The 25,457-nt window shown below is 33.8% G+C and carries 24 protein-coding genes; 15 read left to right on the top strand and 9 right to left on the bottom strand.

The window, feature by feature from the left end; translation table 11 throughout:
- The first annotated feature begins 2 nt into the window (after positions 1–2).
- The 4 genes from tamL to H2O64_RS02050 all read left to right on the top strand — a co-directional run bounded on the left by tamL (position 3) and on the right by H2O64_RS02050 (position 6,410).
- Positions 3–2,549 carry a translocation and assembly module lipoprotein TamL gene (tamL, locus tag H2O64_RS02065; RefSeq protein WP_187560472.1) on the top strand — a complete coding sequence of 849 codons (2,547 nt, stop codon included), beginning with the start codon at positions 3–5 and terminating at the stop codon, positions 2,547–2,549.
- A gap of 319 nt (positions 2,550–2,868) precedes the next feature.
- The gene (gene fbaA / locus H2O64_RS02060; protein ID WP_187560471.1) at positions 2,869–3,936 is read left to right on the top strand and encodes a class II fructose-bisphosphate aldolase; all 1,068 of its coding nucleotides are present in this window, start codon (positions 2,869–2,871) and stop codon (positions 3,934–3,936) included.
- A gap of 329 nt (positions 3,937–4,265) precedes the next feature.
- Positions 4,266–5,123, top strand: coding sequence for an acetyl-CoA carboxylase, carboxyltransferase subunit beta (accD, locus tag H2O64_RS02055; RefSeq protein ID WP_187560470.1), 858 nt, complete (start codon positions 4,266–4,268; stop codon positions 5,121–5,123).
- 99 nt (positions 5,124–5,222) lie between these two features.
- Positions 5,223–6,410 (top strand): hypothetical protein, encoded by a 1,188-nt coding sequence (locus H2O64_RS02050; protein ID WP_187560469.1) that lies wholly within the window; start codon positions 5,223–5,225, stop codon positions 6,408–6,410.
- Positions 6,411–6,462: 52 nt separating this feature from the next.
- On the opposite strand, the gene H2O64_RS02045 is transcribed toward H2O64_RS02050, so the two are convergent.
- Positions 6,463–7,290 carry a hypothetical protein gene (locus tag H2O64_RS02045; protein ID WP_187560468.1) on the bottom strand — a complete coding sequence of 276 codons (828 nt, stop codon included), beginning with the start codon at positions 7,288–7,290 and terminating at the stop codon, positions 6,463–6,465.
- A 242-nt stretch (positions 7,291–7,532) separates the two neighbouring features.
- Here H2O64_RS02045 and rpsO point away from each other — a divergent pair, with 242 nt between their 5' ends.
- Both rpsO and H2O64_RS02035 read left to right on the top strand, forming a co-directional pair.
- A complete protein-coding gene (gene rpsO / locus H2O64_RS02040) occupies positions 7,533–7,802 on the top strand; it encodes a 30S ribosomal protein S15 (protein WP_187560467.1) in 270 nt (89 codons plus the stop codon).
- A gap of 166 nt (positions 7,803–7,968) precedes the next feature.
- Positions 7,969–10,203: a polyribonucleotide nucleotidyltransferase gene (locus H2O64_RS02035; protein WP_187560466.1), complete on the top strand. Its 2,235-nt coding sequence runs from the start codon at positions 7,969–7,971 to the stop codon at positions 10,201–10,203.
- A gap of 127 nt (positions 10,204–10,330) precedes the next feature.
- Here the strand turns inward: H2O64_RS02035 and H2O64_RS02030 are convergent, their stop codons facing one another.
- The 3 genes from H2O64_RS02030 to H2O64_RS02020 all read right to left on the bottom strand — a co-directional run bounded on the left by H2O64_RS02030 (position 10,331) and on the right by H2O64_RS02020 (position 12,812).
- Positions 10,331–10,840, bottom strand: a complete 510-nt coding sequence (locus H2O64_RS02030) for a hypothetical protein (RefSeq protein ID WP_187560465.1) — start codon at positions 10,838–10,840, stop codon at positions 10,331–10,333.
- A 148-nt stretch (positions 10,841–10,988) separates the two neighbouring features.
- The gene (locus tag H2O64_RS02025; RefSeq protein ID WP_187560464.1) at positions 10,989–11,366 is read right to left on the bottom strand and encodes a hypothetical protein; all 378 of its coding nucleotides are present in this window, start codon (positions 11,364–11,366) and stop codon (positions 10,989–10,991) included.
- Between the two features lie 330 nt (positions 11,367–11,696).
- Positions 11,697–12,812 (bottom strand): helix-turn-helix domain-containing protein, encoded by a 1,116-nt coding sequence (locus tag H2O64_RS02020; protein ID WP_187560463.1) that lies wholly within the window; start codon positions 12,810–12,812, stop codon positions 11,697–11,699.
- Between the two features lie 157 nt (positions 12,813–12,969).
- Here H2O64_RS02020 and H2O64_RS02015 point away from each other — a divergent pair, with 157 nt between their 5' ends.
- From H2O64_RS02015 to H2O64_RS02000, 4 genes are all read left to right on the top strand, one after another.
- Entirely contained in the window at positions 12,970–13,731 is a 762-nt protein-coding gene (locus tag H2O64_RS02015; RefSeq protein ID WP_187560462.1) for a 7-carboxy-7-deazaguanine synthase QueE, read from the top strand.
- A 135-nt stretch (positions 13,732–13,866) separates the two neighbouring features.
- Positions 13,867–14,730 carry a sigma-70 family RNA polymerase sigma factor gene (locus H2O64_RS02010; protein WP_007096854.1) on the top strand — a complete coding sequence of 288 codons (864 nt, stop codon included), beginning with the start codon at positions 13,867–13,869 and terminating at the stop codon, positions 14,728–14,730.
- 133 nt (positions 14,731–14,863) lie between these two features.
- Complete coding sequence (rpe, locus tag H2O64_RS02005) at positions 14,864–15,523, top strand: ribulose-phosphate 3-epimerase (RefSeq protein WP_187560461.1); 660 nt, start codon at positions 14,864–14,866, stop codon at positions 15,521–15,523.
- A gap of 411 nt (positions 15,524–15,934) precedes the next feature.
- The gene (locus tag H2O64_RS02000) at positions 15,935–16,591 is read left to right on the top strand and encodes a sensor histidine kinase (protein WP_187560460.1); all 657 of its coding nucleotides are present in this window, start codon (positions 15,935–15,937) and stop codon (positions 16,589–16,591) included.
- Here H2O64_RS02000 and H2O64_RS01995 read toward each other — a convergent pair.
- Positions 16,588–17,289, bottom strand: coding sequence for a zinc-dependent peptidase (locus tag H2O64_RS01995; protein WP_187560459.1), 702 nt, complete (start codon positions 17,287–17,289; stop codon positions 16,588–16,590). The genes H2O64_RS02000 and H2O64_RS01995 overlap by 4 nt on opposite strands.
- Before the next feature lie 243 nt (positions 17,290–17,532).
- Between H2O64_RS01995 and H2O64_RS01990 the strand changes: the two genes are divergently transcribed.
- The 5 genes from H2O64_RS01990 to H2O64_RS01970 all read left to right on the top strand — a co-directional run bounded on the left by H2O64_RS01990 (position 17,533) and on the right by H2O64_RS01970 (position 21,976).
- On the top strand, positions 17,533–18,048 hold the full coding sequence (locus tag H2O64_RS01990) for a hypothetical protein (RefSeq protein WP_235982733.1): 516 nt from the start codon (positions 17,533–17,535) through the stop codon (positions 18,046–18,048).
- A 122-nt stretch (positions 18,049–18,170) separates the two neighbouring features.
- The gene (locus H2O64_RS01985) at positions 18,171–19,463 is read left to right on the top strand and encodes an aryl-sulfate sulfotransferase (protein WP_187560458.1); all 1,293 of its coding nucleotides are present in this window, start codon (positions 18,171–18,173) and stop codon (positions 19,461–19,463) included.
- A gap of 130 nt (positions 19,464–19,593) precedes the next feature.
- Positions 19,594–20,628 (top strand): hypothetical protein, encoded by a 1,035-nt coding sequence (locus tag H2O64_RS01980; RefSeq protein WP_187560457.1) that lies wholly within the window; start codon positions 19,594–19,596, stop codon positions 20,626–20,628.
- Between the two features lie 252 nt (positions 20,629–20,880).
- The gene (locus H2O64_RS01975; RefSeq protein ID WP_187560456.1) at positions 20,881–21,375 is read left to right on the top strand and encodes an RNA polymerase sigma factor; all 495 of its coding nucleotides are present in this window, start codon (positions 20,881–20,883) and stop codon (positions 21,373–21,375) included.
- Positions 21,359–21,976, top strand: a complete 618-nt coding sequence (locus tag H2O64_RS01970; RefSeq protein WP_187560455.1) for a hypothetical protein — start codon at positions 21,359–21,361, stop codon at positions 21,974–21,976. The genes H2O64_RS01975 and H2O64_RS01970 overlap by 17 nt, the downstream gene beginning before the upstream one ends.
- 61 nt (positions 21,977–22,037) lie before the next feature.
- Here the strand turns inward: H2O64_RS01970 and H2O64_RS01965 are convergent, their stop codons facing one another.
- The 4 genes from H2O64_RS01965 to H2O64_RS01950 are packed head-to-tail and all read right to left on the bottom strand — an operon-like array spanning position 22,038 to position 25,442.
- Positions 22,038–22,454 carry a DUF2452 domain-containing protein gene (locus tag H2O64_RS01965; RefSeq protein WP_187560454.1) on the bottom strand — a complete coding sequence of 139 codons (417 nt, stop codon included), beginning with the start codon at positions 22,452–22,454 and terminating at the stop codon, positions 22,038–22,040.
- 17 nt (positions 22,455–22,471) lie between these two features.
- Positions 22,472–24,007, bottom strand: coding sequence for a cryptochrome/photolyase family protein (locus tag H2O64_RS01960; RefSeq protein ID WP_187560453.1), 1,536 nt, complete (start codon positions 24,005–24,007; stop codon positions 22,472–22,474).
- A complete protein-coding gene (locus tag H2O64_RS01955) occupies positions 24,008–25,306 on the bottom strand; it encodes a DASH family cryptochrome (protein WP_187560452.1) in 1,299 nt (432 codons plus the stop codon).
- Positions 25,299–25,442, bottom strand: coding sequence for a DUF2256 domain-containing protein (locus H2O64_RS01950; RefSeq protein WP_187560451.1), 144 nt, complete (start codon positions 25,440–25,442; stop codon positions 25,299–25,301). The genes H2O64_RS01955 and H2O64_RS01950 overlap by 8 nt, the downstream gene beginning before the upstream one ends.
- Between the last annotated feature and the right edge of the window lie 15 nt (positions 25,443–25,457).

Here is a 25,457-nt window from a genome sequence, read left to right as displayed (position 1 = left end):
TATTGAAATCTTATTTAGCAAAAATATCATTATTTATTATAATTGGCGCATTCATTAGTTCTTGTAACTCTATTAAACGAGTTAAGGATGGTGAATTGCTACTGGTGAATAATAACTTAACGGTGAATGATGAAAACTCAAACGATCCAAACGCGTTGAGTCAGATGTATCAAAAACCGAACAGTCGTTTTTTGAACTATCCGTTACGTCTCAATATTTATAATCTTGCGGGTTTAAATCCCGATTCTACCTTTCAGGCTTGGCTTGATAGAAACCCGAATAGAAAGCCACGCTTGCACAAAAGATATTCTAAGAAGCAAGTGAGAGAAATGCGAAATTATAAACTAGGATTTAATAATTGGTTGAAGAAAACTGGGGAAGCTCCTGTAATTATTGACGATAAAAAAACCAAGAAAACGACCAATCGTTTAAAAGTATACTATCAAAATAAAGGATATTTTAACGCGAAAGCTAATTACGAAATTATTCCTTCTGAAAAAGAAAAAAGAGCTAGTATAGATTATACGGTAACCACTGGAAATCCGTATTTTTTAGATAGCTTACAAGTTCAAATTTCGTCACCCGATTTAGATTCTATCTACAATTTACACAAAGACAAATCGATTCTCAAGCAAGGAAAACAATACAATACAGGTGATTTTTATAACGAACGCGAACGTTTAACCGTTTTATTTAGAAATTCTGGAATTTATAATTTTCAGTTGAACTCTATTAAACCAACTGTTGGAATTGATTCTTCTAGCGCAGATCGCGATTATAAACTTCCTGTGTTATTAAAAATAAACAACTTGCGTGAACGAAAAAATGATACCATTGTTGAAACTGAATACAAAGTACATCGCGTTAAGAAAGTAAACATTTATACGGATTATACATTTGCCAATTCGCGATCAAAATATATAGATTCTATTACCTATAAAAATTATACTATTTACTCAAATGACAAGTTGCGTTTTCGTCCAAAAGCGATTACGGATGCAATTTTTATCAATCCAGGAGAAGTATATCGTGACAATGACCGATCGTTAACGTACAAACACATTAGTAACTTACGGACGTTTAAATATCCAACCATTCAGTATCAATACGAAAATGACAGTCTCACAGATTTAGTCACAAATATATATTTAACGCCGCGAAAGAAATTTTCATTGGGTTTTGATATTGATGTCACACATTCCAACATTCAAGATTACGGATTTTCGTTTAGCACATCGTTAATTAGCCGAAATGTATTTCGCGGTGCGGAAACCTTAGAAATTTCTGCAAGAGGAACTTTAGGAGCTTCTAAAGATGTGGCAGATTCGGAAGATCAATTCTTTAATATTTCTGAAATTGGCGCAGATATTCGATTGAATTTTCCGCGTTTCTTCTTTCCGTTTAATACAGATAAAATTATTCCGAAATATATGTTACCAACAACGGTTTTATCGTTAGGAACAAGTGTGCAGCAAAATATTGGATTGGACAGACAAACCTTTACAGGATTGATTCGGTATAATTGGACACCGAGCAAGAAAAACAGTTTTAACCTAGAATTATTCAATCTTCAATTCATTAGAAACCTAAATGCGAGCAACTATTTTAATGTATACCAAAGTTCGTACGATCGTTTAAATGGCGTTGCACAAAGTTCTAATTATATTGCTGATGATGCTTCTTTAAATATCGCAAATGGTGAAACTGATCAATTTATTGAAGATGTTATTTCTAATAACTTTGCTGTAACAGCCAATGAACTTTCTACGGTATTAAGTGTTGAACAACGACAATTCCGATTGACGCAAGACAACTTAATTGCTTCTTCTAAAATCAACTTTTTACACAATAACAAAGAAAATATTTCGGACAATACCTTTTTTCAATTCCGAACAGAACTTGAACTTGCAGGAAACTTATTATCTACCATTGCAAACGTTGCAAACTTAGAAAAAGACGCACGTGGAAAAAACAAACTTTTTGGTGTTCCGTATTCGCAATATGTCAAAACAGAATTCGATTTCATCAAGCATTGGGAACTTTCTGGAAAGCAAGATGTATTGGCTTTTCGTAGTTTCTTCGGAATTGCCATTCCGTATGGAAACTCAGAAAACATTCCGTTTGCACGAAGTTATTTTGGTGGAGGATCCAATGACAACAGAGCGTGGAGTGCGTATCAATTAGGTCCTGGACGTTCGGCAAGTGTGTTAGATTTTAACGAAGCCAACTTAAAAATGACGTTTAACTTAGAATATCGTTTTGATTTGGTTGGAAGTTTTAAAGGTGCATTTTTTGCAGACGCTGGAAATATATGGAATGTATTTGATGACATTGAAGATGAAGAGCGCGAATTTAATGGACTTGAATCGTTGCAAGACATCGCACTTGGAACAGGTTTTGGAATTCGATACGATTTCAGTTTCTTCGTCTTGCGATTTGATGTTGGTTTCAAAACGTACGATCCGGCGTATCCAATAGGCAATCGTTGGTTTAAAGATTACAACTTCGGAAATGCAGTATACAACATTGGGATTAATTATCCTTTTTAATTATTTGGCTCTTGGCTCTTAAAAGAAATCTTATTTAATTTAAAATTCAGCATTCAAAATTTACAATTCAAAAAAAGCGATAACGTTTTCGCCATCAAGCAACTACAAATCACACCCTAATCTTTCCTAAAAAACTACCAACAACAAATCAATTTTTCAGTGAAAACGCAAATAATTTGATAGTATTTCAAGTATCAAATCGCTTTTAATTATCAAATTCGTAAAAGTAGCTTGGCATTCGCTTCTAAAAATAGCAACTACGTAAAAACTCTTTACATTTTTAGTACTTTTGTAAACCAAACAAAAAAAACTAAAGCAGATGAGTCATACAATCAAAGCAGGAGTTGCTACTGGAAACCAAGTGCAAGAAATCTTTAACTTAGCCAAAGAAAAAGGCTTTGCTTTACCAGCAGTAAATGTTGTAGGATCAAACACTATCAATGGTGTTTTAGAAACCGCAGCAGAACTAAACGCTCCTGTAATTATACAATTCTCAAATGGAGGCGCACAATTCAACGCAGGAAAAGGATTGAGCAATGAAAATCAAAAAGCAGCTATTGCAGGTTCTATTGCTGGCGCAAAACATGTACATGAAATGGCAGAAGCGTATGGTGTTCCTGTAATTTTACATACCGATCACTGTGCAAAGAAATTATTACCTTGGATTGATGGTTTACTAGACGCAAGCGAAAAACACTTCGCCGAAACTGGAAAACCTTTATACAGTTCACACATGATTGATCTTTCGGAAGAACCATTAGAAGAAAACATCGAAATCTGTAAAGAATACTTAACGCGCATGAGTAAAATGGGCATGACGTTAGAAATAGAATTAGGAATTACAGGTGGTGAAGAAGATGGAGTTGACAACAGCGATGTGGATGATTCTAAATTATACACACAACCAGAAGAAGTTGCGTATGCATACGAAGAATTGATGAAAGTAAGTCCACGATTTACCATTGCAGCAGCTTTTGGAAACGTTCACGGTGTTTACAAGCCAGGAAACGTAAAATTAACGCCGAAAATCTTAAAAAATTCGCAAGAACACATCTCTAAAAAATATAATGTTGAGCACAATCATATTGACTTTGTATTCCATGGTGGTTCTGGTTCTACGTTAGAAGAAATCAGAGAAGCTATTGGATATGGAGTGATCAAAATGAACATTGATACAGATTTACAATTTGCGTTCATGTCTGGAATTCGTGATTATATGTTATCGAAACAAGACTATTTAGCAAAACAAATTGGAAATCCTGATGGTGACGACATTCCAAACAAAAAAACATACGATCCAAGAAAATGGTTACGTGAAGGCGAATTGACATTCAAAGCGCGTTTAAAACAAGCTTTTGAAGATTTAAACAACGTAAATACATTATAATATTTGGGCGTTCCCTAAAGGTCGGGCTTTCGGTAGTCGCTCTCTTCGAGGAGCTTCAACAAAACCTCAATCCCTAACGCGGAAGTTCCCGTGAAAACGGGAATCTCACAAAAGTGAGAAACTCAAAAAACCTCGTTCACATTGAAATACAATGTGTTAACGAGGTTTTTTAGTATAAAAAAGATACTTATCAATAGATAGCGGATTCAAATTTTGAGTTTAATTAATAAAAACAGTAATTTTGTGGGCTTGGAAAAGTAAAAACTAACTAATTGATCCCAACGATGACGATTGAACATTCAATCGAACATCATAAATCACAAATCATTATGGCTTGGTTTAAAAGAAAAGAAAAAGGAATTCAAACTTCTACGGAAGATAAAAAAGATACGCCCAGAGGACTTTGGTACAAATCACCAACGGGTAAAATTGTAGATTCGGAAGAATTGGCAAAAAACTATTACGTAAGTCCTGAAGACGGTTATCACGTTCGAATAGGTAGTAAAGAATACTTCGAAATATTATTTGATGAAGGAAAATTTAAAGAATTAGATAAAAATCTAACTTCAAAAGATCCTTTAAAATTTGAAGACAGTAAAAAATACGTTGACAGATTAAAAGCTGCCAAAGAAAAAACAGGATTAAAAGACGCAGTGCGAACTGCCGTTGGAAAATCGAAAGGAAAAGATTTAGTCATTGCCTGTATGGATTTCTCTTTTATCGGAGGTTCTATGGGAAGTGTTGTGGGAGAAAAAATTGCGCGTGCCGCAGAATATTCGCTTAAAAACAATGTTCCATTCATGATTATTTCAAAATCTGGTGGTGCACGTATGATGGAAGCTGCGTTATCATTAATGCAATTAGCAAAAACTTCTGCAAAATTAGCACAATTAGCAGACGCTGGAATTCCATACATTTCATTATGTACTGATCCAACTACGGGAGGAACAACTGCTTCGTTTGCAATGCTTGGAGACATTAACATTGCAGAACCTGGCGCATTAATTGGGTTTGCTGGACCAAGAGTTGTACGTGATACAACAGGAAAAGATTTACCAGAAGGTTTTCAAACCTCAGAATTCTTACTAGAACACGGATTCTTAGATTTTATTACACACCGAAAAGAGCTCAAAAATAGAATTAACTTATACATTGATTTAATTCAGAATCAACCGATACGAGCATAATTTTGTTTTAAAATACATTTTATTAAAATCCCCAACATTGGGGATTTTTTCATTTACCACTTCTAAGTACTTTCATGTTAACAATAAAAAACTAACGACATGAAAACAAAACTACTCGTACTTCTATTAGTATGCGCTCCATTTTTAGGGATTGCTCAAAATTCTGGAGATTCAAAAAAACTTATACGCAATATAAGTTTAGATTTATTCTCCTATACACATGGATCATTTACAACTGACAATACTACATTAGATATGATTGAAGATTTCAATTCTTATCTTAAAACTATCGGAAAAATAGGTGAAATTAATTCGTTATCAGGCTCTATAAATTTTGGAATCATTGGAAACGAATCAGATAATGCTGACCAATATACCATTCAAAGTGGCATGAATTTTAACAGCGGTCTTTTTCCATTAAACGTAGAAGCTTCTATGAATATACAAACACAAATTCAAAATGGTGAGTTTAACGAAGTAGTTTCTAATATAGATCTTTCTGTAGATTATCTATCAGAAAACACTACTCATGAAGGATATGCATTTGTAATAAGGAGTAGAAATACGTTTTTAGGCGTCAATCAACGTTATGAAATTGGCGGTGGATATGTCGCAAACTTATTCAAAAGTACAATGAAAGAAGGACAAGCGTTGATAAATAGTATTAAAAAATGGGAGGGGAATTATTCAAAAAATACGCTAGATAATATAGATTATTATACCCATTTAAAAAAAACTTTTGGTGCTGATGACATTGAAAAATTGTTTACAGAAACGGAAAAACATAAAAACACTGTCAAGGTAAAATACAGTCGATACCGTTTTGCTTTTTTAATTGGATTTAATACAGAAGTAGAACAAACTAAAGAGAATTTAGAATTATATGCCAATGACTCAACATTTACTAACAATTTCAAAGGAACTACTATTTTTAGACTGGTTTTAGCTCCTAAGTTTGAACTGAGAGGAGAAAAGTTTAAATGGTCAAATACGTTATTCGGAAAAATCAGAGTTGCTGGCGATGATGAATCTTCAATAGACAATACAAGCCTAATTACAGATCCTAACGATTTTAGAGAAAGTAAACTGACTGATTTTTGGATTCAGTTCCAATCAAAATTTGAATTTAAGTTATCAAAATCACTTTCATTATTGGCTACTATCAACTATATATACGATAATGCGCCCAAACGACAGTTTTATTTAGATGCCAATAACAGCAATCTATTAGCATTTGCCGAACAGCGTTATTTGGGAACTGCTATGAGTCTAAAATATTCTTTCTAATAAAAGGCATCCAATTGGATGCCTTTTTTCATTGCCTAAAACGCTTAAATTGTTAGTTTAAGTAAATTGTTTGTGTATCTCCATTCGGATTTGTCCAAGAAGCTTCGTTATCACAACTTCCATCACCAAAAGCCAATGTTCCTGTTGCATTATTTCTAGATAACAATACAGTTCCGCTTACAATAAAAGGACACGTTAATTCGCGTCGTAATGCGGTGGTAATTGTAGCTGCGTATATGTTTCCTAATACATTTGTAGTTGTTACACTTCCTGTAATAGAATATACATTGTCTGTCCAGGTTCCAGAGCCAACGCCTTCGATCCATTCGCGAATTCGTGTTCCATCACGTGTGTACGTAGCGCCATTTGGCCAAGTAACCTGCATGTTTACAATTGCTGTTGATTGTGGATTCCCTACATCATTTGATAATACGCGCTCTACACTTCTAGTTCCTTCAACCAGTACATCATTTCTGTGAAAATTATCAAAAGTTACTGAAATCATTCTTCGTGCTGGATCGCTATCAATTTCGTGCGTCATGGTCACAACTCCGCTTAGTACATTTCCGTTTGGCAATTCGCAACCAGTACCGAAATCTAAAGTACGTTCTCTAAAACCTGCGGTAAGTACTGTTGTAATGGTAACACATGCTGGTAAAAAGGATACACTCGATTCATCTTCTTGATATGCTTCTTCTACGATAAATCCAATATCATCGGAAATTAAATCAATATCGGCACTCTTTTGTGCCAGTTCGGTGTTTATTGCAACTTCTTCTTCTACTATTGAAGTTGCATCTTCGTTTTGACAAGCTGTCATTACTAAGAGACTTAATACTAAAAATAAAATCCCTTGTTGCTTTTTGAATGTGGTTTTCATATGTTTTTGTTTTTAGTGTTTAAATTTTGTTAGATGAAATTCGCCAAGAGTCTTATTAGTTTGGTACCAACTAATTGTGATAGCTCATTTCATAATTAACATTTTTTAACTTTTATGATTCTAAGACTCTTAGCAATCAAAAAGGTTTAATTATTAATTTGGTTTCAAAAAAATAGTACTATATTTGCCGCTTGATACGAGATACGTATTAATACATAAAAATCATTAAAATTAATATTGGCATGTACTTAACTAAAGAAGTTAAAGCGGAAATTTTCGCAAAGCACGGGAAATCTGCAACAGACACTGGAACATCAGAGTGTCAAATTGCATTATTCACACACAGAATTAATCACTTAACGGAGCATTTGAAAAAAAATCGTAAAGATTATAATACAGAGCGTTCATTAGTAATGTTGGTAGGTAAAAGAAGAAGCTTACTAGATTACTTAAAGAAAAAAGAGATCAACAGATATCGTGCGATAATCGTAGAATTAGGATTAAGAAAATAAAAACTAAAGAGGCTTCGTGCCTCTTTTTTTATATGCAAAAGTGCCTTCTAACAATAATTTAGAAGTAATAAAAAGCTATTATTACTGGTTTTTCATTGGGTCAAAACAACAACTACACACAACAACAACACAACGACCTTTGTTTAATTAGAATTAAAAAAAATTTATGATTCCAAAAGTTTTTAAAGAGGTCATAGACCTAGGAGACGGAAGAGAAATCTCTATCGAAACCGGAAAGTTAGCAAAGCAAGCACACGGTTCAGTGGTTGTTCAGTCTGGAAAATGTATGATGTTATGTACAGTTGTTTCAAACTACAAACAAAGTGATGTTGATTTTTTACCATTAACGGTAGATTATCGTGAAAAATTTGCTGCAGCAGGTCGTTACCCTGGTGGTTTCTTCAAAAGAGAAGCAAGACCAAGTGACGGTGAAGTATTAACAATGCGTTTAGTGGATAGAGTTTTACGTCCATTATTCCCAAAAGATTATCACGCGGAAACACAAGTGATGATTCAGTTAATGTCTCATGACGAAAACGTTATGCCAGACGCAATGGCAGGCTTAGCGGCTTCGGCAGCTATTCAATTATCAGATTTTCCATTTGAATGTCCTATCTCTGAAGCAAGAGTAGCACGTGTAAATGGTGAATTTATCATCAACCCAACAAGAACGCAATTAGCAGAATCTGACATCGATATGATGATTGGAGCTTCAGCTGATTCTGTAATGATGGTTGAAGGTGAAATGGATGAGATTTCTGAAGAAGAAATGGCGGATGCTATTAAATTTGCTCACGAAGCAATTAAAGCTCAATGTGCTGCACAAGTACGTTTAGCGGAAGCTTTCGGTAAAAAAGAAACGCGTGAGTACGAACCAGAAAGAGAAGATGCAGATTTAGAGAAAAAAGTATATGACATGGCGTACGATAAAGTATACGCTATCGCAAAAGCTGGTTCTGCTAAACATGAAAGAAGTGCTTCTTTCGCAGAAATTAAAGATGAAATTAAAGCAACATTTTCTGAAGAAGAATTAGAAGATTTCGGTGATTTAGTTTCTAAATATTACAGAAAAGCTGAAAAATCGGCAATTCGTAACTTAACCTTAGATGAAGGTTTACGTTTAGATGGTCGTCAAACTAACGAAATTAGACCAATTTGGTGTGAGATAGATTACTTACCATCTACACACGGTTCTTCAATATTTACGCGTGGAGAAACGCAAGCATTAGCAACCGTTACTTTAGGTACGTCAAGAGATGCAAACAAAATAGATATGCCATCTCATGAAGGTGAAGAGAATTTCTATTTACATTATAACTTCCCTCCTTTTTGTACAGGTGAAGCAAGACCGTTAAGAGGAACTTCTAGAAGAGAAGTTGGTCACGGAAACTTAGCGCAACGTGGTTTAAAAGGAATGATTCCTGATGATTGTCCATATACAGTACGTATAGTATCGGAAGTATTAGAATCTAACGGTTCCTCTTCTATGGCAACTGTTTGTGCTGGTACAATGGCATTGATGGACGCTGGAGTTCAAATGATCAGACCAGTTTCTGGGATTGCAATGGGATTAATTTCTGATGCAGAATCTGGAAAGTATGCGGTTTTATCTGATATTTTAGGTGATGAAGATCACTTAGGAGATATGGACTTTAAAGTTACTGGAACAGATGCTGGTATTACAGCATGTCAAATGGATATTAAAGTAAAAGGATTATCATACGAAATTCTTGTAAATGCATTACAACAAGCACGTGACGGACGTTTACATATCTTAAGTAAATTGACAGATACGATTGCTCAACCAAATGCTGACGTTAAAGAACACGCACCAACAATGGTTACGCGTAGAATTCCTAACGAATTCATTGGAGCCTTAATTGGACCTGGTGGAAAAGTAATTCAAGAAATGCAAAAAGAAACTGAGACAACGATCGTTATTAACGAAGATCCAGTGACTGAAGAAGGTATCGTAGAAATTTTAGGTGTTGGAAAAGCAGGTATTGATGCTGTATTAGCAAAAATAGATTCTTTATTATTCAAACCTGAAAAAGGAAGTATTTACGAAGTGAAAGTTGTAAAAATGCTTGACTTTGGAGCGGTTGTAGAATATACAGAAGCACCAGGAAACGAAGTATTATTACACATTTCTGAGTTAGCTTGGGAACGTACTGATAATGTAACTGACGTTGTTAAAATGGGCGAAGTTTTAGACGTGAAGTATTTTGGAGTTGATCCAAAAACACGTAAAGAGAAAGTTTCTCGTAAAGCTATCTTACCAAAACCTGAAGGGTATGTTGCAAGACCACCAAGAGATGACAAACGTTCTGGTGGACGTGATAACAGACGTGACGACAGAAAACCTCGTGAAGATCGCAAACCAAGAGAAGATAAAAGTTAATCTTTTCTCACATATAGTAAAAAACGCCTCGAAATTCGAGGCGTTTTTTTTGTTGAAATTTTGTCTCGTCTGTTAGAGCTAATGAGCTAGATTGACTAGAAAAGCTAAAAGCGTTACTGTATATTTTTCAAATATCATATTGAAAAAAAATTCCGCCGCCTCTAACAATTTTTGCTGAATTTATATTTGCTCGAAATTGAATTCCTATTGAAAAATGATTTCCCAACATAAATTTTAATTTAGATAGTAATGGAACTCCTATCGTCGTTTTCTTTTCATCTTCAATTTCATCATTAAAATGTTCCGTTTTAAATAAAAAATATCCTAATCCTGCGTGTCCTTCTAATCGCAACCAATTTTCTATTTTCACTTCTCGTCCCCACAATAAGCTATAATCTTGAAAAGAATCTTCTGAAGTTTTATTATCAAATGGAAATGTAAGTTCCGTTCCTGCATAACCCGATAGTGTATAAATGTTTTTAGAATTCATAAAACTTAAATCTGCATTGATAGCCAAACCTGCATTGGTGACAGATAATGGATTGATAGCTATTGATCTAAAGTTTAACCCATTCTTTTCTTGTGAGAATATAAACATTGGTACGACCATGCATACTATAATAATATATTTTTTCATAATAAATAATTTTAATGTTAATAGATACTAAAACTAGTATACGTCAGTATTATACTGATATCTGAAATATCACTTAATACGATAAATCAAGATGATTTTATTGATTGCCAATTATTTTTTATACTAAATAGATAGAAGCAAAAATCTGCTATCCACCAATATTTATAGAAAGACCACTTTGACTAAACTGAATAAATCCGATGATGAGAAAGCTTGCAATCGAGGAAAGTAGAACCGTGTAAATCGTAGATAATGTTCTATTTTTTAAACGAATTCTATCAATATCTGAAATATTAACTTGCAACGTATCACTTCGCTTAAGTCCATAATAAACTCCATCTTCCTTGAAAATTTTCTTATACTTTATTTTACCTCCAGATTTGGTATGTATTTTTACTCTATGCTTGCTTGCAACTGCTTCATCGATTGTGGAAGACTTCGTTTTGTATACTTGGCAACTTTGAAAAAGCATCAATAAAATTAGTAGCATACTAAAAAATCGAGATTGTTTTTTGAGTGTTTTCATAATAATCGGTTTTAAAATTAATATGAAACGAATGTAACCGTGATTTAGAAGTTCAACATCCGAAATCTTGCCTAATGGAAAAATTCGGACGTATTTAGTTGGTTCTTTTTTGATGAAACTACAATTCGATACGTGATGTTTCAACCTAAAACTAAACATCAAAAAGTTTTCAAACTAGCAAGAAACACGAATGATTCAAGAAAAATTGACTTAAAGCACGATTGCTTTCAGCTTGACTGATATATGAAAGAAAATTGATGCAGAAAATTTAAGTTAGCATGCAGTTTTTTGAATGTCCGAAATCTTATTCGGATGAAAATTCAGGACATATTAGTTTGCTTTCCGATATTCTGAAGGTGTTAAATCGGTGAACTTTTTGAACGCTGTGTAAAAGGTTGATCGCGAATTAAATCCACATTCTAAACCAATGGCGACAATGGTATAATTGTCAAAATCGTCATCTTTTAATAGCGCTTTTGCTTGCGAAACACGCAACGAATTAATGTAATCAGAAAAGTTGTATTCGCTATATGTATTGATCAGTTTTGATAAATGTCCTGCGCTGATTTCCAATTCGTCAGACAATTGATCCAAGCCCAATTTCGCATCTAAAAACCGTTGTTCAGCAATGATATAATTTGCAATACTCTCAAATTCTTGTTGATGTTTCTCAGACAAGCCATTTTCAGTTTGCTGCACTGGTTTTTGAGCAGTTTCTGGTTTTAACTCCGCTAATTTTCCGCGTAGCAAAATTCGATCATGCACCAATGTATATCTAAAAAATCCTTGATAACCAATCCAATATAACAATATGGAAGTCGCCAAACGCAACGGATAATAGACGCGGAAATCATCAAAAAAGTTATTTAACACAATGGCTAAAATCCAAAAACTTAGTACAAATCCGCCTAAGATTAAAAACAGTTTCAACCATTTTATATCGTCGTAGCTTACAATGAAATCGAGTAATTTTCCCTTTTTGAAGACAATCTCAAGACATTTATAAAATAGAAATATAGAAAATCCTGCGTTTACAATTTCTTCAATAGAAGTATAACTTTTTATCAATGACACTTCTGCTTCGGTAGTATTCATAATAAGAATTGTACGCGAAATTAATTCAATCACAAAAAGTACAATCGCAAACGTTAAAAAACCTTTTACTTTATCTTGAATTTTTAAGTAATGAATCAAAAACATATAGAACATTGGCATAATAAACATATACCAAGGCACGAGAAATTGTCTTAAAAAGAAGATGTCAAATCGAAATTCTTTAGCAATTAACCATGCTTGCAAATTGTTTAACGATAAAAAGAAGACGGTTAAATTTAAAAAGATAATAACCTTATCTACTTTTTTTTTCGATAACAATGTCACGCTATTAAAGATAAATCCTTGAATCGCGCCAGCAATCAATAAAAAATTAAAAAAATTGGAACCCATTAATTTTTATTTGTTGTGAATGTAGGAAACTCAATCTAAAATTGAAAAAAAATTACGTTTTATTTAACAATTCAGACTTTTAGTAACTATCTGCTTTAGGTGTTGTGTCTATAGTTTTAATACTTTAATTTTGTTACCTGTTTTACACGTACAATTTATGACTACATTAAAAATTGCAAATCTTGACGGGAAACCTGAAATTTTTCATTCCATACAAGGAGAAGGAAAAAATATTGGGCAACCAAGTGTGTTTATCCGAACGTCACTTTGCAATTTACACTGTATTTGGTGTGATACCGATTATACATGGAATTGGGAGAAAACGCGTTTTGCACATGTAAAAGATACTGATCCGTCGTATAAAAAGTTTAAGATGGAGGAAATGATTATTTCGCTTACGCTGGAAGAAATATACGATGAAGTTGCCGCAAGTGGTTGCAAAAATATTGTCTTAACTGGCGGTGAACCGATGATGCAACTCGAAGAATTATCAGATTTAATGGAATTTTTCAATACGAAAGCTGACGATTATTTTTTTGAGATTGAAACCAACGGAACTCTAGTTCCTGACGCTCGATTTGAAGCATTGATCGATCAATATAATGTATCGCCCAAATTGGCAAACTCTAACAATCCTAAAAAACTTCGCGAAAAACCAGAAGCCTATAACTACTTTTCCACGAATGATAAAGCTGTTTTTAAGTTTGTAATTACCTCCGAGAACGATCTCACGGAAGTGTTAGAAATTTGCGCAACCTACAAAATTCCGAATCGAAAGGTATATTTAATGCCCGAAGGAACCAATCCGGAAGCATTACAAAAAAAGCAACAATGGCTCATTGAAATCTGCAAAAAGCATCAATTTAATTATACAGATCGTTTGCACGTGCATATTTATGGTGATAAAAGAGGCGTTTAATTCATTAATTATGAATTAATTACACTATTTTATTAGTTTTATTTAAAATAATACTGAAACTTCTGTAACATTTTTATGACTTCATACGTATAACCAAGAGCGTAAGCACAATGATTAAAATCCCAAGTAAATTACATGAGACAACTTAAAATTACCAAGCAGGTTACCAACAGGGAAACTGCATCCTTAGACAAATATCTTCAAGAAATCGGTAAAGTTGACCTTATTACAGCAGACGAAGAAGTTGAATTAGCACAGAGAATTAAAGCTGGCGATCAAATAGCGCTAGAAAAATTAACAAAAGCTAACCTTCGTTTCGTAGTTTCGGTTGCAAAACAGTATCAAAATCAAGGATTAACACTTCCTGATTTAATTAATGAAGGGAATTTGGGTCTTATTAAAGCTGCACAACGTTTCGATGAAACACGTGGTTTTAAATTTATTTCGTATGCCGTATGGTGGATTAGACAATCTATCCTTCAAGCATTAGCAGAACAATCTCGTATTGTTCGATTACCATTAAACAAAATTGGTTCTATTAACAAGATTAATAAAACCTTCGCATATTTAGAACAAAGTCATGAGCGTATTCCTTCTGCAGAAGAAATTGCAAAAGAATTAGACATGACCGTGAATGATGTAAAGGAATCTATGAAAAATTCTGGGCGTCACGTATCAATGGATGCGCCGCTTGTAGAAGGAGAAGATTCTAATTTATATGATGTATTAAATTCTGGTGAATCGCCAAATCCTGATAAAGAGTTATTACATGAGTCTTTAAAAACAGAGATTGAGCGTGCATTAGAGACGTTAACACCAAGAGAAGCAGACGTAATTCGTTTGTATTTCGGATTAGGAAACCAACATCCAATGACTTTGGAAGAAATTGGTGAAACTTTCGACTTAACTCGTGAGCGTGTACGTCAGATTAAAGAAAAAGCGATTCGTCGTTTGAAACACACTTCACGTAGTAAAATACTAAAAACATATTTAGGATAAATTCCTAAAACCGCACAGCAGTTTAGTTTTTATAACATAACTGTTCGTTTTTTGATTGATGAATGACGCTCTCGCTTTTGCGAGAGCGTTTATTTTATACTACTTTTGTGCGAACAACAATACACTACAAATTATGTCTACAAAACGAATTGCGCCTTCTATCCTAGCCGCAGATTTTGCCAATTTACAACGCGATATTGAAATGGTCAATCACAGTGAAGCCGATTGGTTTCATATTGATATTATGGACGGCGTTTTTGTTCCGAATATTTCTTTTGGAATGCCAGTTTTAAAAGCAATTAGCAAACATGCTACCAAAACGATTGATGTGCATTTAATGATCGTTGATCCGGATCGGTATATTCAAACGTTTGCTGATTTAGGTGCAAATGTATTGACGGTTCATTACGAAGCGTGTCCACATTTACACAGAACGCTACAAGCGATCAAAGCTGCTGGAATGAAAGCTGGAGTAGCCTTGAATCCACATACTAATATAAATCTCTTAGAAGACGTTATTAAAGATATTGACTTGGTGTGTATTATGAGTGTGAATCCTGGATTTGGTGGACAATCGTTTATAGAAAACACATACGATAAGGTTAGAAACTTAAAAGCGTTGATTACCGAAAAAGGTGCGGCAACTGAGATTGAAATTGATGGCGGCGTAAACGACCAAAATGCAAAAGATTTGATTGATGCTGGCGCAGATGTGTTAGTGGCAGGAAGTTTTGTATTTAAGTCTGAAAACCCAACCGCAACGATTGCAAATTTGAAGAAAATCGTTTCTTAAGAAACATCATTTTATACAAAAAACGAAAGGCAGTATTGATAAAATACTGCTTTTTTTGTGCTCATTTTTTTAGACTAAAAACTTCAAATAGACTTTTTCTAGTCAAGTTTAGTGTAAAAACTAACTTTAATTTCATGTATTTCAACTGTATTTTCACGGAAAAACACTGCAATTCGTGAATTTTAACGATCATACTGCAACATGCACAAGAATGTCATTAAATCGTTAAAAATCAATAATTTAACTCAAAAAATAGGTTTCTACTTTCCGTGAATGTAGAACACGCTTTTCACGGAAAGCCTACAACAACTGTTTGATTATCCTCTGTAACGATGTTACATTTACAAACACCTATATAACAAACCCTAAAAGCCAGCATCATTAATTATAAACTTAAAAAATGTATTGCACATGACATTAAATGAATTATCGTTACGATACGATCTATTGAACTCTCAAATGAATCCGCATTTTATTAATAATGCAATTCAAAGTATCTGTAACGCCATGACCAAAGGAAATGTAACTCAGTCTATAAACTGGCTAAATAGACTTTCACATTTGTACCGATTGGTTCAAAAATCAACAAAGCGCAAAATGATTGAACTGCAAGATGAAATTGAAATTTCAAGATTGTACATCGAATTGCAAAAAGATCTTTTTGACAAAGGCTTTTCATACACAATTGAAATTGATCCGCTTTTAGAAGATGATTTGCAATACACAAAAGTGCCGCCGCTTATTTTTCAACCGCTCATTGAAAATGCAATTTTACATGGATTAAAAGGTAAAAAATGTACTGGAGAAGGTGAATTATGTATCAAGATTACGATAGAAAAAGAAATGCTATACGTTTGCATTACGGATAACGGCGATGGCATTACAAAAACAAAAAAAGAACTCAACGAAGGCTCGGGGATTTCACTAGAAAATATCAACGAGCGACTAAAAATCATTAATGGAGATACTTATAAAAAGAAGCTTCTAGATGTGCGAACATTGAAAAATGACACAGGAATAGCACTTGGCACACAAAGTTGCCTTAGAGTCCCGCTGATTCAACTTTAAAAGCCAGCCACATCCATATTTAACATCAGTTTCACCCGATGGTAAATAGTTGGCAGTTTTGATCTGAATTCCTCAGGTGTCTCAAAGAAATGTTCGATCAAAACGGATAAAAATTCATATTGATTTTCAAATGCATATTCACGAAGATATTCCATTTCTATCAAGCGTTTTTGAGCATCTTTATTTCGGAGCGAAAGCAATAATAATTTGTAATGTTTTAAAAACTGTGAAGCACTATAACTGCGTTCTGTCAAAAAACTAAAATGCAGCGCGTGCGTAAGTTCATGAATTCCTAAATTGAGATTATCATCTTCAACCTTGATTCCTTCCTGAAAATCTTCCCACGAAAAAACAATGGTTTTATAACTCGGATTCGCTTCTCCTTTGTGATATTCTTGTGTAATGTTTGAAAAATAATGTTCTGGATACACCAAAATTGTCTCAAATTTCGATAATAAATACCGATTAAATCCAAACGTAATCATAATGGCTGTTGCCGAAATTAGCAATTCCATACGTTCGGTTACTAACAATTCTTCACGACCTACAAACGTATGATAGCGAATGAATCGCAAGACTCTGTGTTCAAAAACACGTTGCTCTTTTGGCGTTAGTTTGTTATAAAAAGAAATTTCTTCCGCAACAATAGCACGCTGCCTTTCGGAAAATTGATCCGCAGACAACACAAAACGATGCATACGCAATGTTTTATAAAAAAATCCTTGAAAAAGGTTTAGTAACAATAGCAAAAATTTAAGGAATTCGTGCAGTAGCAATGCATGATATTAATTGATAAAAAATGACTTATTGGCTAAAATAAATATTCTAGGTTATAAAACGGAGAATCATTGAAATAATTTCGCACACACTTTTTAAAACTTTTATAGAACCACATACTAGATTATATCACCTACACGTTAGTTGTAAAAACCGATCATACCATGAAACCCAATCATATATTCGTAGTACTCGCATCATTTTTATGTATCATGATAAGTTATAGCCAAGAAAATCGTGATGATCATTTTTATACATCCACAAACATTGAAACAGGGTATAGTTACAGTTTTGGAAAACCAAACAATAGAAATTTTCACTTACTTTCTATCGGAATTAACAAAACAAATTATGGTGGAAGACATGGCGGCGGCTTCGCTTACGGAATTGGAACAGACATTGGACTTAATACAAGAAACTTCACTATTGGACCAAAAATTAACGGTTTTATATACTATCAATTTATTGTAATTGGATCTGAATTAATAATGTATACTGACTTTTCACAAACATCCATACGATATGTTCCTATCATCGGAATTGGCGGGGAAAAGTTTAAACTAACCGTAAATCCACAAGTCATTTTAAGCAATAAAGATTTTCAACCAATTGATAAAGGTTCCATACAACTTACGGTGAATTTTCCATTAGATCGGAAACAAATAAAATTTAAAAAGTAAGGTATCTCTTAAAAAATTGACAAAATTAGATAGAAAATAATTGAAAAATAAAAAACCCTATATTTTTCAATAGAATATTCTCAATAATTCCATACTTTTATAGACTTTAAAAAGAAATGAAAATGAAAATACAATCAACACTAAAACACTTTTTAGTTGCAAGTTTAGTTGCATTTGCAAGCTGTTCAGATGATGATCCTGCAACCACAACGGATCCAGATCCAGTTGTTCCAACACTAGCTGTAGAGGTAGAAATATATGACCCTGCCAAAATTCATGACAATCTAACATTGGCTGTTGTGAACGGTTCGCAAACCGCTTTTTTAATGGACAAAGCTGGTCAAAAATTACACGAATGGACTTTTGACGATAACTTAGGAAATGATTTGGAACTTTTACCGAATGGAAAATTATTAGGTCTCTTTAAAGGTTCAACTCCATCAATCACTTTTGGTGGTTTTGGTGGTGTGGCAAGAATCATCAACTTAGATGGTTCGATAGATTGGGAATATACATTAAATACTGATGATTTCATTTTGCATCACGATGTAGAAATGTTACCAAACGGAAACATATTGTTGTTAGTTTGGGAACGCATCGACGAAGCAACTGCTGAACTACAAGGTTCTGCAAATCCAGGTGATATTTATCCAGAGAAATTAATGGAAATTAATCCTGAGACCAATGCAATTGTTTGGGAATGGAGAAGTTTTGACCATATCATTCAAGATAACGATGCTATGTTTCCAAATTATGGCTCAGTAAGTCAAAATCCACACAAAATCCATATCAATTACAATCCTGCAAATAACGGAGATATCATGCATGCCAATGGTTTTGATTATGATACAGCTAAAGATGTCATCTATTTAAGCGTAAACTTTTTCAGTGAAGTTTGGGTGATTGATCACAGTACAACAACCGCAGAAGCTGCTTCAAGTACAGGTGGAAACTATGGAAAAGGTGGCGATTTATTATACCGATTCGGAAATCCGTTAGCGTATGGAAATACGGTTGGAGAAGTAAGAAGCGATAATAACCATTTTCCTAATTTACTTGAAAATGGTGTTCCTGGTGAAGGAAATATGTTGATTTTTGTCAATGGGTTTAATGCAGGAGCGTCTAAAGTAATGGAACTTGAAATGCCAGAAACCTTTTCGCTTACGCCAGATGCTGACAACGAACCAAATGTAGTTTGGTCTTTTGAACATCCTGATTTCTTCGCAAGTAAACTATCTGGTGCAGTTCGTCTCTCTAATGGAAATACCTTAATATGTGAAGGCGATTTTGGTTTTTGGGAAGTAACACCTGAAAAAGATATTGCTTGGCGCTACAATGGTGGCGATGGTGCAGGTTTCTGGAGATGTTACGATTACGAAGTAGATGATCCAGTATTAAATAGTTTAGGATTATAAAATTCAAGATTTCTTTAAGCAAAACTTAATTGTGAAGTTTTAGCTATACCATAAAATACCTATAAGTTTAGTGTAACAATTACATCAATTGTTACACTAACTCTTAGTACCAAAGCTAAAAAAGAAACGCATGATTATTACACCGCTATTCAATCGCAACTTGCTACGATTTGGAATTCCTGCGCTACTATTCATCACACTTATACTTTTTGTAAAATCACCTTATTTTCAGTTAGATTCCACTGCATTAACTTTAGGAATCACACTTGATTTATTAGTCACAATTCCGATTATTTACTTTCTATTAATCAGAAAAACTACAATTCCAAAAACAACGATTGTTCCGATGATGATACTGGGACTAATCATTGGAATATTTGTCTTACCAGAAACAAATCATCAATACCTCAACGCTTTCAAAACTTGGTTTTTACCAATCATAGAAATTAGTGTTGCTACATTTGTGATTGTAAAAGTGCGAAAAGCGATTCTTTTTCATAAATCACAGAAAGATACTTCGCTAGATTTTTTCACTACACTAAAAAAGACCTGCGCAGAAATCCTTCCGAAACCTGTAGTTGTACCTTTTGCGACTGAAATTTCGGTATTCTATTATGGTTTCATCTATTGGAAACGTAGAAAACTAGCCAAAAACGAATTTAGCTATCACAAAGAAAGTGGTTCTGTTGCATTATTTTTTGTGTTAATTATGCTTATCGCGATTGAAATTACGCCAATTCACCATTTGTTGGCAAAATGGAATGTGGTTGTTGCTTGGATTCTGACAATTTTAAGTATCTATTCAGGTTTTCAAGTATTTGGATTTGCAAAATCGTTGATGAAACGACCAATTAAAGTCACGAAAGACAGCGTATTATTGCGTTACGGAATCATGCAAGAAGCTACAATTCCACTCAGTGAAATCAAAGAAATAAAGCTTTCTAAGAAATCATTCACTAAAGAAGATAACATCACTCGATTTGCATTATTGGGCGAACTAGAAAGTCACAATGTAATTATCGAAGTTTGCAATGGACAAACACTTCACGGATTATTTGGGATTAAAAAACAATTCACAAAATTGGCGCTTCACGTTGATAAAGACATTGCTTTTAAAACTTTTGTAGATGCTGCTTTGAATATTCAAAAAGAAACACTTTCATAAAAAAATAAAATCTTCATGTAATAATTTTCATTTTGAGCCACTAACGAAGTGTAGACAGTTTATAAAACAGTAAAAAAGCTCAATATGTTAGTTCATTTCTATTTTCACACGATATTTATTTATGTATTTTCATTGTTGATGAATACAGGAATCAACACAAAACTATTCGTAGTTTCATTGATGTGTAGTTTACTACTCGCTAGTTTTAGCATTTTAAAATTCATTCAAGCACAATTGAAATACAACTTTTAAATGAGTCACGATTTTTACACTACACACATTCTTCCGCATGCAGGAATTATCATTAAAATTTGCCGTGCATATAGCAATTCGCAAGAAGATTTTGAAGATTATTACCAAGAAGTGTGTTTGCAAATTTGGCGAAGTCGAGATAATTTCAGCGAGAGATCTGAATGGTCAACTTGGATTTATCGTTTATCGTTGAATGTGTGTTTGACACTTTTAAAGAAAGACAAAAAAAAGACAAAGACGTTTGTTTCTGATGTCATTCCAAAAGAAGTCGTTGAAGACAGTCAGTCGTTTTTCAAAGAAGAATCGTTGAATGAATTGTACAAAGCGATCAAACAGCTCACAGAAATCAACAGAGCTATCATTTTACTGTACTTGGAAGAGAAATCATACCAAGAAATTGCAAATATTATCGGAATGAATGCCAATACAATTGGTGTTCGCATCAATCGAATCAAAGAACAGCTTAAAAAATTATTACATGGAAAAATCAATTGAACACATTTGGAAAGAAGGATTCGTCAATAATGACACCTTAGTCGCACCTAAAATTCAAAACCTATACAATCAAAAATCGAAGCATTTAGGCGATAAACTAATTCGTATGCTAAATACGGAACCAAAAGTTTTGCTCATCATGGCTATCGTTTTCATTTTCGGAAATTACGCTATTGGCAATGATTTCTGGTCGGGAAGTATCGCTTCTATTTGGTGTATTATTTGGTATTTTATCATCAAAAAGCAAATTCAGAATATTGAAAATGCAAACAAGGAAACCAATTGTTATGAATTCTTAAAATCGCTGCATAAACTGCTATTACGGAGTAGAAACGAAATAACTAAAATGCTTTGGATTGGAACGCCTATTTTAATTTTACCAATGGTAATTTACACCTATTACAATCAATATGAGAAGACTTTTGGTGAGATTTTCGGTGTAGAAAGTTTGTCATATCCAAACGAATTATTATTTATCATTGTTCCGTTAGGAACTATATTTTCGGTAGTTATTTATCGTTTATCTTTTAAATATGGATATGGACCAATTGCTAATAAGTTGAAACAACTCATTACAGATATTGAAACACTGAAGAACTAAATTCAATATTTAAAAAGTTTTAAAAACGTCCTGCAGAATGTATTTTCAGCAGGACGTTTTTTTATGCTTCTTTCTTCACAACTTCCCACATTTTATCAGCATTCAAGCGGAAGCTTTCTACATAATCAAAACGACATTGATCAGGCGCAATGATAGACAAAAATGGCAATTGTTTTTTATCGCGATATAAATGATAAATTTCACCAACAATTGGTTCAAAGTTAAACTTTGCGCTATAAATCAAATTGTTATATTCAAACTTTTCCATCAACGCGTCATACTCAGCTTTGAGTTCTTCATATTTCGCTTTGACTTGCTTATTTACTTTATCAATATTGACATTTTTCCAAGTCACTGTATCAGGCGTTGTAATAACTGGCGCGCCAACATCAGTAGCATACGGCTTTAATGCCGCATCATATTTTTGTGTTTCTACATCAAAAACTACATTATCTGGTTTCTTATCTTCTTCTTGCATCTTTCGTTCTTTTACAATTAGTAATCATCCGGATTTGCGATGATTGCTTGTGCTCTATTTTTTAACGCTTCTAACTTTGTTTCGTCCATTTTATCTAACAAACTAAACATCATCGACATGCGCTGATTATCTTTTAAATATGTTCTTTTTTCGTCTAAAAAATTCCAATACAACGAATTGAATGGACACGCATCATCTTCCGTTTTTTTAGACACTTTATATGCGCAACCTTTACAATAATTGCTCATTTTATTAATGTAGCTTCCGCTAGACACATATGGTTTTGTGGCAACCAAACCGCCATCTGCAAATTGACTCATGCCACGCGTGTTGGTAATTTCAACCCATTCTATCGCATCAATATAAATTCCTAAATACCATTCGTCAACCGCGTCAGGATGCACTTGTGCTAACAAAGCAAAATTTCCTGTAATCATCAACCGTTGAATGTGATGCGCATACGATTTTTCTAAACTTTGTGTAATAGCATGTTTCAAACAATTCATTTTCGTGTTTCCTGTCCAATAAAAATTAGGAAGCGAATTGGTATTGTTTAATTTGTTCAAAGTTCTATAATTTGGCATTTGTTTCCAATACATTCCGCGCATATATTCGCGCCAACCCAAAATTTGTCGCACAAAACCTTCTACTTGCGAAATTTCAATCGTGTCTTTATTCGATCTCCAATACGAAACCACCGTTTCTATGACTTCTTTCGGATGCAACATTTTGGAATTCATTGCAAACGACAACCGACTGTGAAATAGGAAATGTTCTTCCGTATGCATTGCATCTTGATAATCGCCAAAATGAACTAATAGAGTTGAACAGAAATAATCGAGTAAATCTAACGAATCTTCTCTATTTGTGGTCCAATCAAAATTTTCTACATCAATACTTCCAATAGTTTCAATATCTGCTTTTTGAATCATTTCGTAAATCTCAGCAACTGAATTTTCAATAGTTTTTGCTGCTGGAATTTCGGGCGTTCCTTTCCACTTTTTACGATTGCTCTGATCAAAATTCCACTTTCCTCCTTCTGGATTTTTCTCGGTCAACATCATAATATCGTATTTCTTTCGCATATCGCGATAAAAATATTCCATGACCATTTGTTTCTTTCCTTCAAAAAATTGAGTGAAATCGGTTCGTGAGGTTAAAAAATGTTCGGTGTCAAAAGCTTCTGTTTCAATGTCTAATTCATCACAAAAGTCCGTTAATTGTTCGTCCAAACGATATTCATCGGGCAATTGATATTCAAATTTTTCTATGTTGTATTCTTTGATAAGTTGTTTCAAATTCGCCACCAAATCGTGTTGATTCTGTGAATCATCCAAAGTATAATACACCACTTGATGTTTTTCACTTTGCAACCAATCTGAAAACGAACGCATGCTTTTAAAAAACGCCACCACTTTCTGAATGTGATGTTTTACATAATTCGTTTCTTGCTTCATTTCAGCCATGAAATACACAATATTATCGTTTGTGTTTTCATACCAAGAATGTTTATGATTTAATTGATCGCCAAGTAATAATCGGAGTGTTTTCATCTAAAATAAACTTGTTTGTAACCAACGGTTTTGAAACTTTTTGTTTGCATCATAACGTTCCGCTTGCAATTTCACATTAAAGGTTCGGTTTCTCGGATCGTTTCCAACGCCTGCAACATACATCCAATTTCCATAATTGCTGTGTACATCATAATCGAGCAGGACAGATTCAAAATACGCGGCGCCAATCCGCCAATCGAGTTGTAACGTTCTAGCAAAATACGAAGCTACGTTTTGGCGACCGCGATTGCTCATCCAACCGGTGTGTTTTAGTTCTAACATGTTTGCGTTTACGAAAGGTTCAGAAGTTTCGCCATCAATCCATTGTTGAATTAGTTTTGAATCGTTTTTCCATTCGTAGGTTGCACCCAAAATACCTTCAAGCTTGAAGATTTTATTTTCGTGTTTTAAGGAAATATATTTAAAAAAGTCGCGCCAAATCAATTCAAAAATCATCCAATAGGTAGATTCATTTTTCACGATTTCCGACTCATATTTTTTAACTTCATGATAAATCATCCGTGGAGACAAACTTCCGTTTGCCAACCAAGCTGAAAATTTAGAACTGTAATCGGTTCCAACCAATCCGTTTCTAGTTTTTTTATAGTAGGATAATTTTTTCGTTTCCCAAGTATAGTTATGCAAACGTGCCAATCCAGCTTTTTCGCCGCCTTTAAACGGAAACGCAGTTCGTACATCTTGCTCAAATTCGGCTAAACCTAAATCTTTTAATGTTGGGACTTTCGTCAGATGGTCTACACGATTTTTTCCTGGCATTTTAGAAATTGTTTCTAACGGACGAATGTTTCCGTGTTTTTCACACTTTTTTCGAAATCCTGTAAAAACTTTTGGAATCTTCTCAATTTCGTACGGAATATCTTCCGGATGGTATAAAAACTGATCGTAGCTTTCTACAAAATTCACCTCAATTTCAACATTCGCTTTTACATTTTCAAGTACTTTCACTTCTTCCGAAGTCCATTCTTTTTGCAAATACACAGAAGTTATGTTGTGAACCTTGATGTATTCTGGTAAAATAGTTTCAGGCTTTCCAACATGTACAAAAAGTGGAATATTTAGTTGGTTTAATTCATACTGTAAAGCATCAACTGTTTCTAGTAGGAATTGTCCTCTATATTTTTCCGTTTTCACAAATCCAAACCGATCTTTTTCAAAATGACGCGGATCAAAACAATAAGCCGCTATTACAAAACTGTTTTCTTTACTCGCTTTTAGCAAAGAAATTTGGTCGTGTACACGCAAATCATTTCGGAACCAAACAAGTCCAGTTTTAGTCATTTTTACTATTTTTATTTCTACGACAGCGTTCACTACAATATTGAACTTCGTCCCAAACACGTTCCCATTTTTTCCGCCAATTGAAAGGTTTTTGGCAGACTTTGCATATTTTTGATGGAAGGTGCGTTTTCTTCATTGTTTATTTTGTTTA

The sequence above is a fragment of the Kordia aestuariivivens genome (genome assembly GCF_014397005.1).
GTDB lineage: Bacteria > Bacteroidota > Bacteroidia > Flavobacteriales > Flavobacteriaceae > Kordia > Kordia aestuariivivens.
Note: the sequence above shows the minus strand (reverse complement) of the source record. Positions and strands in the feature narration are given on the sequence as shown.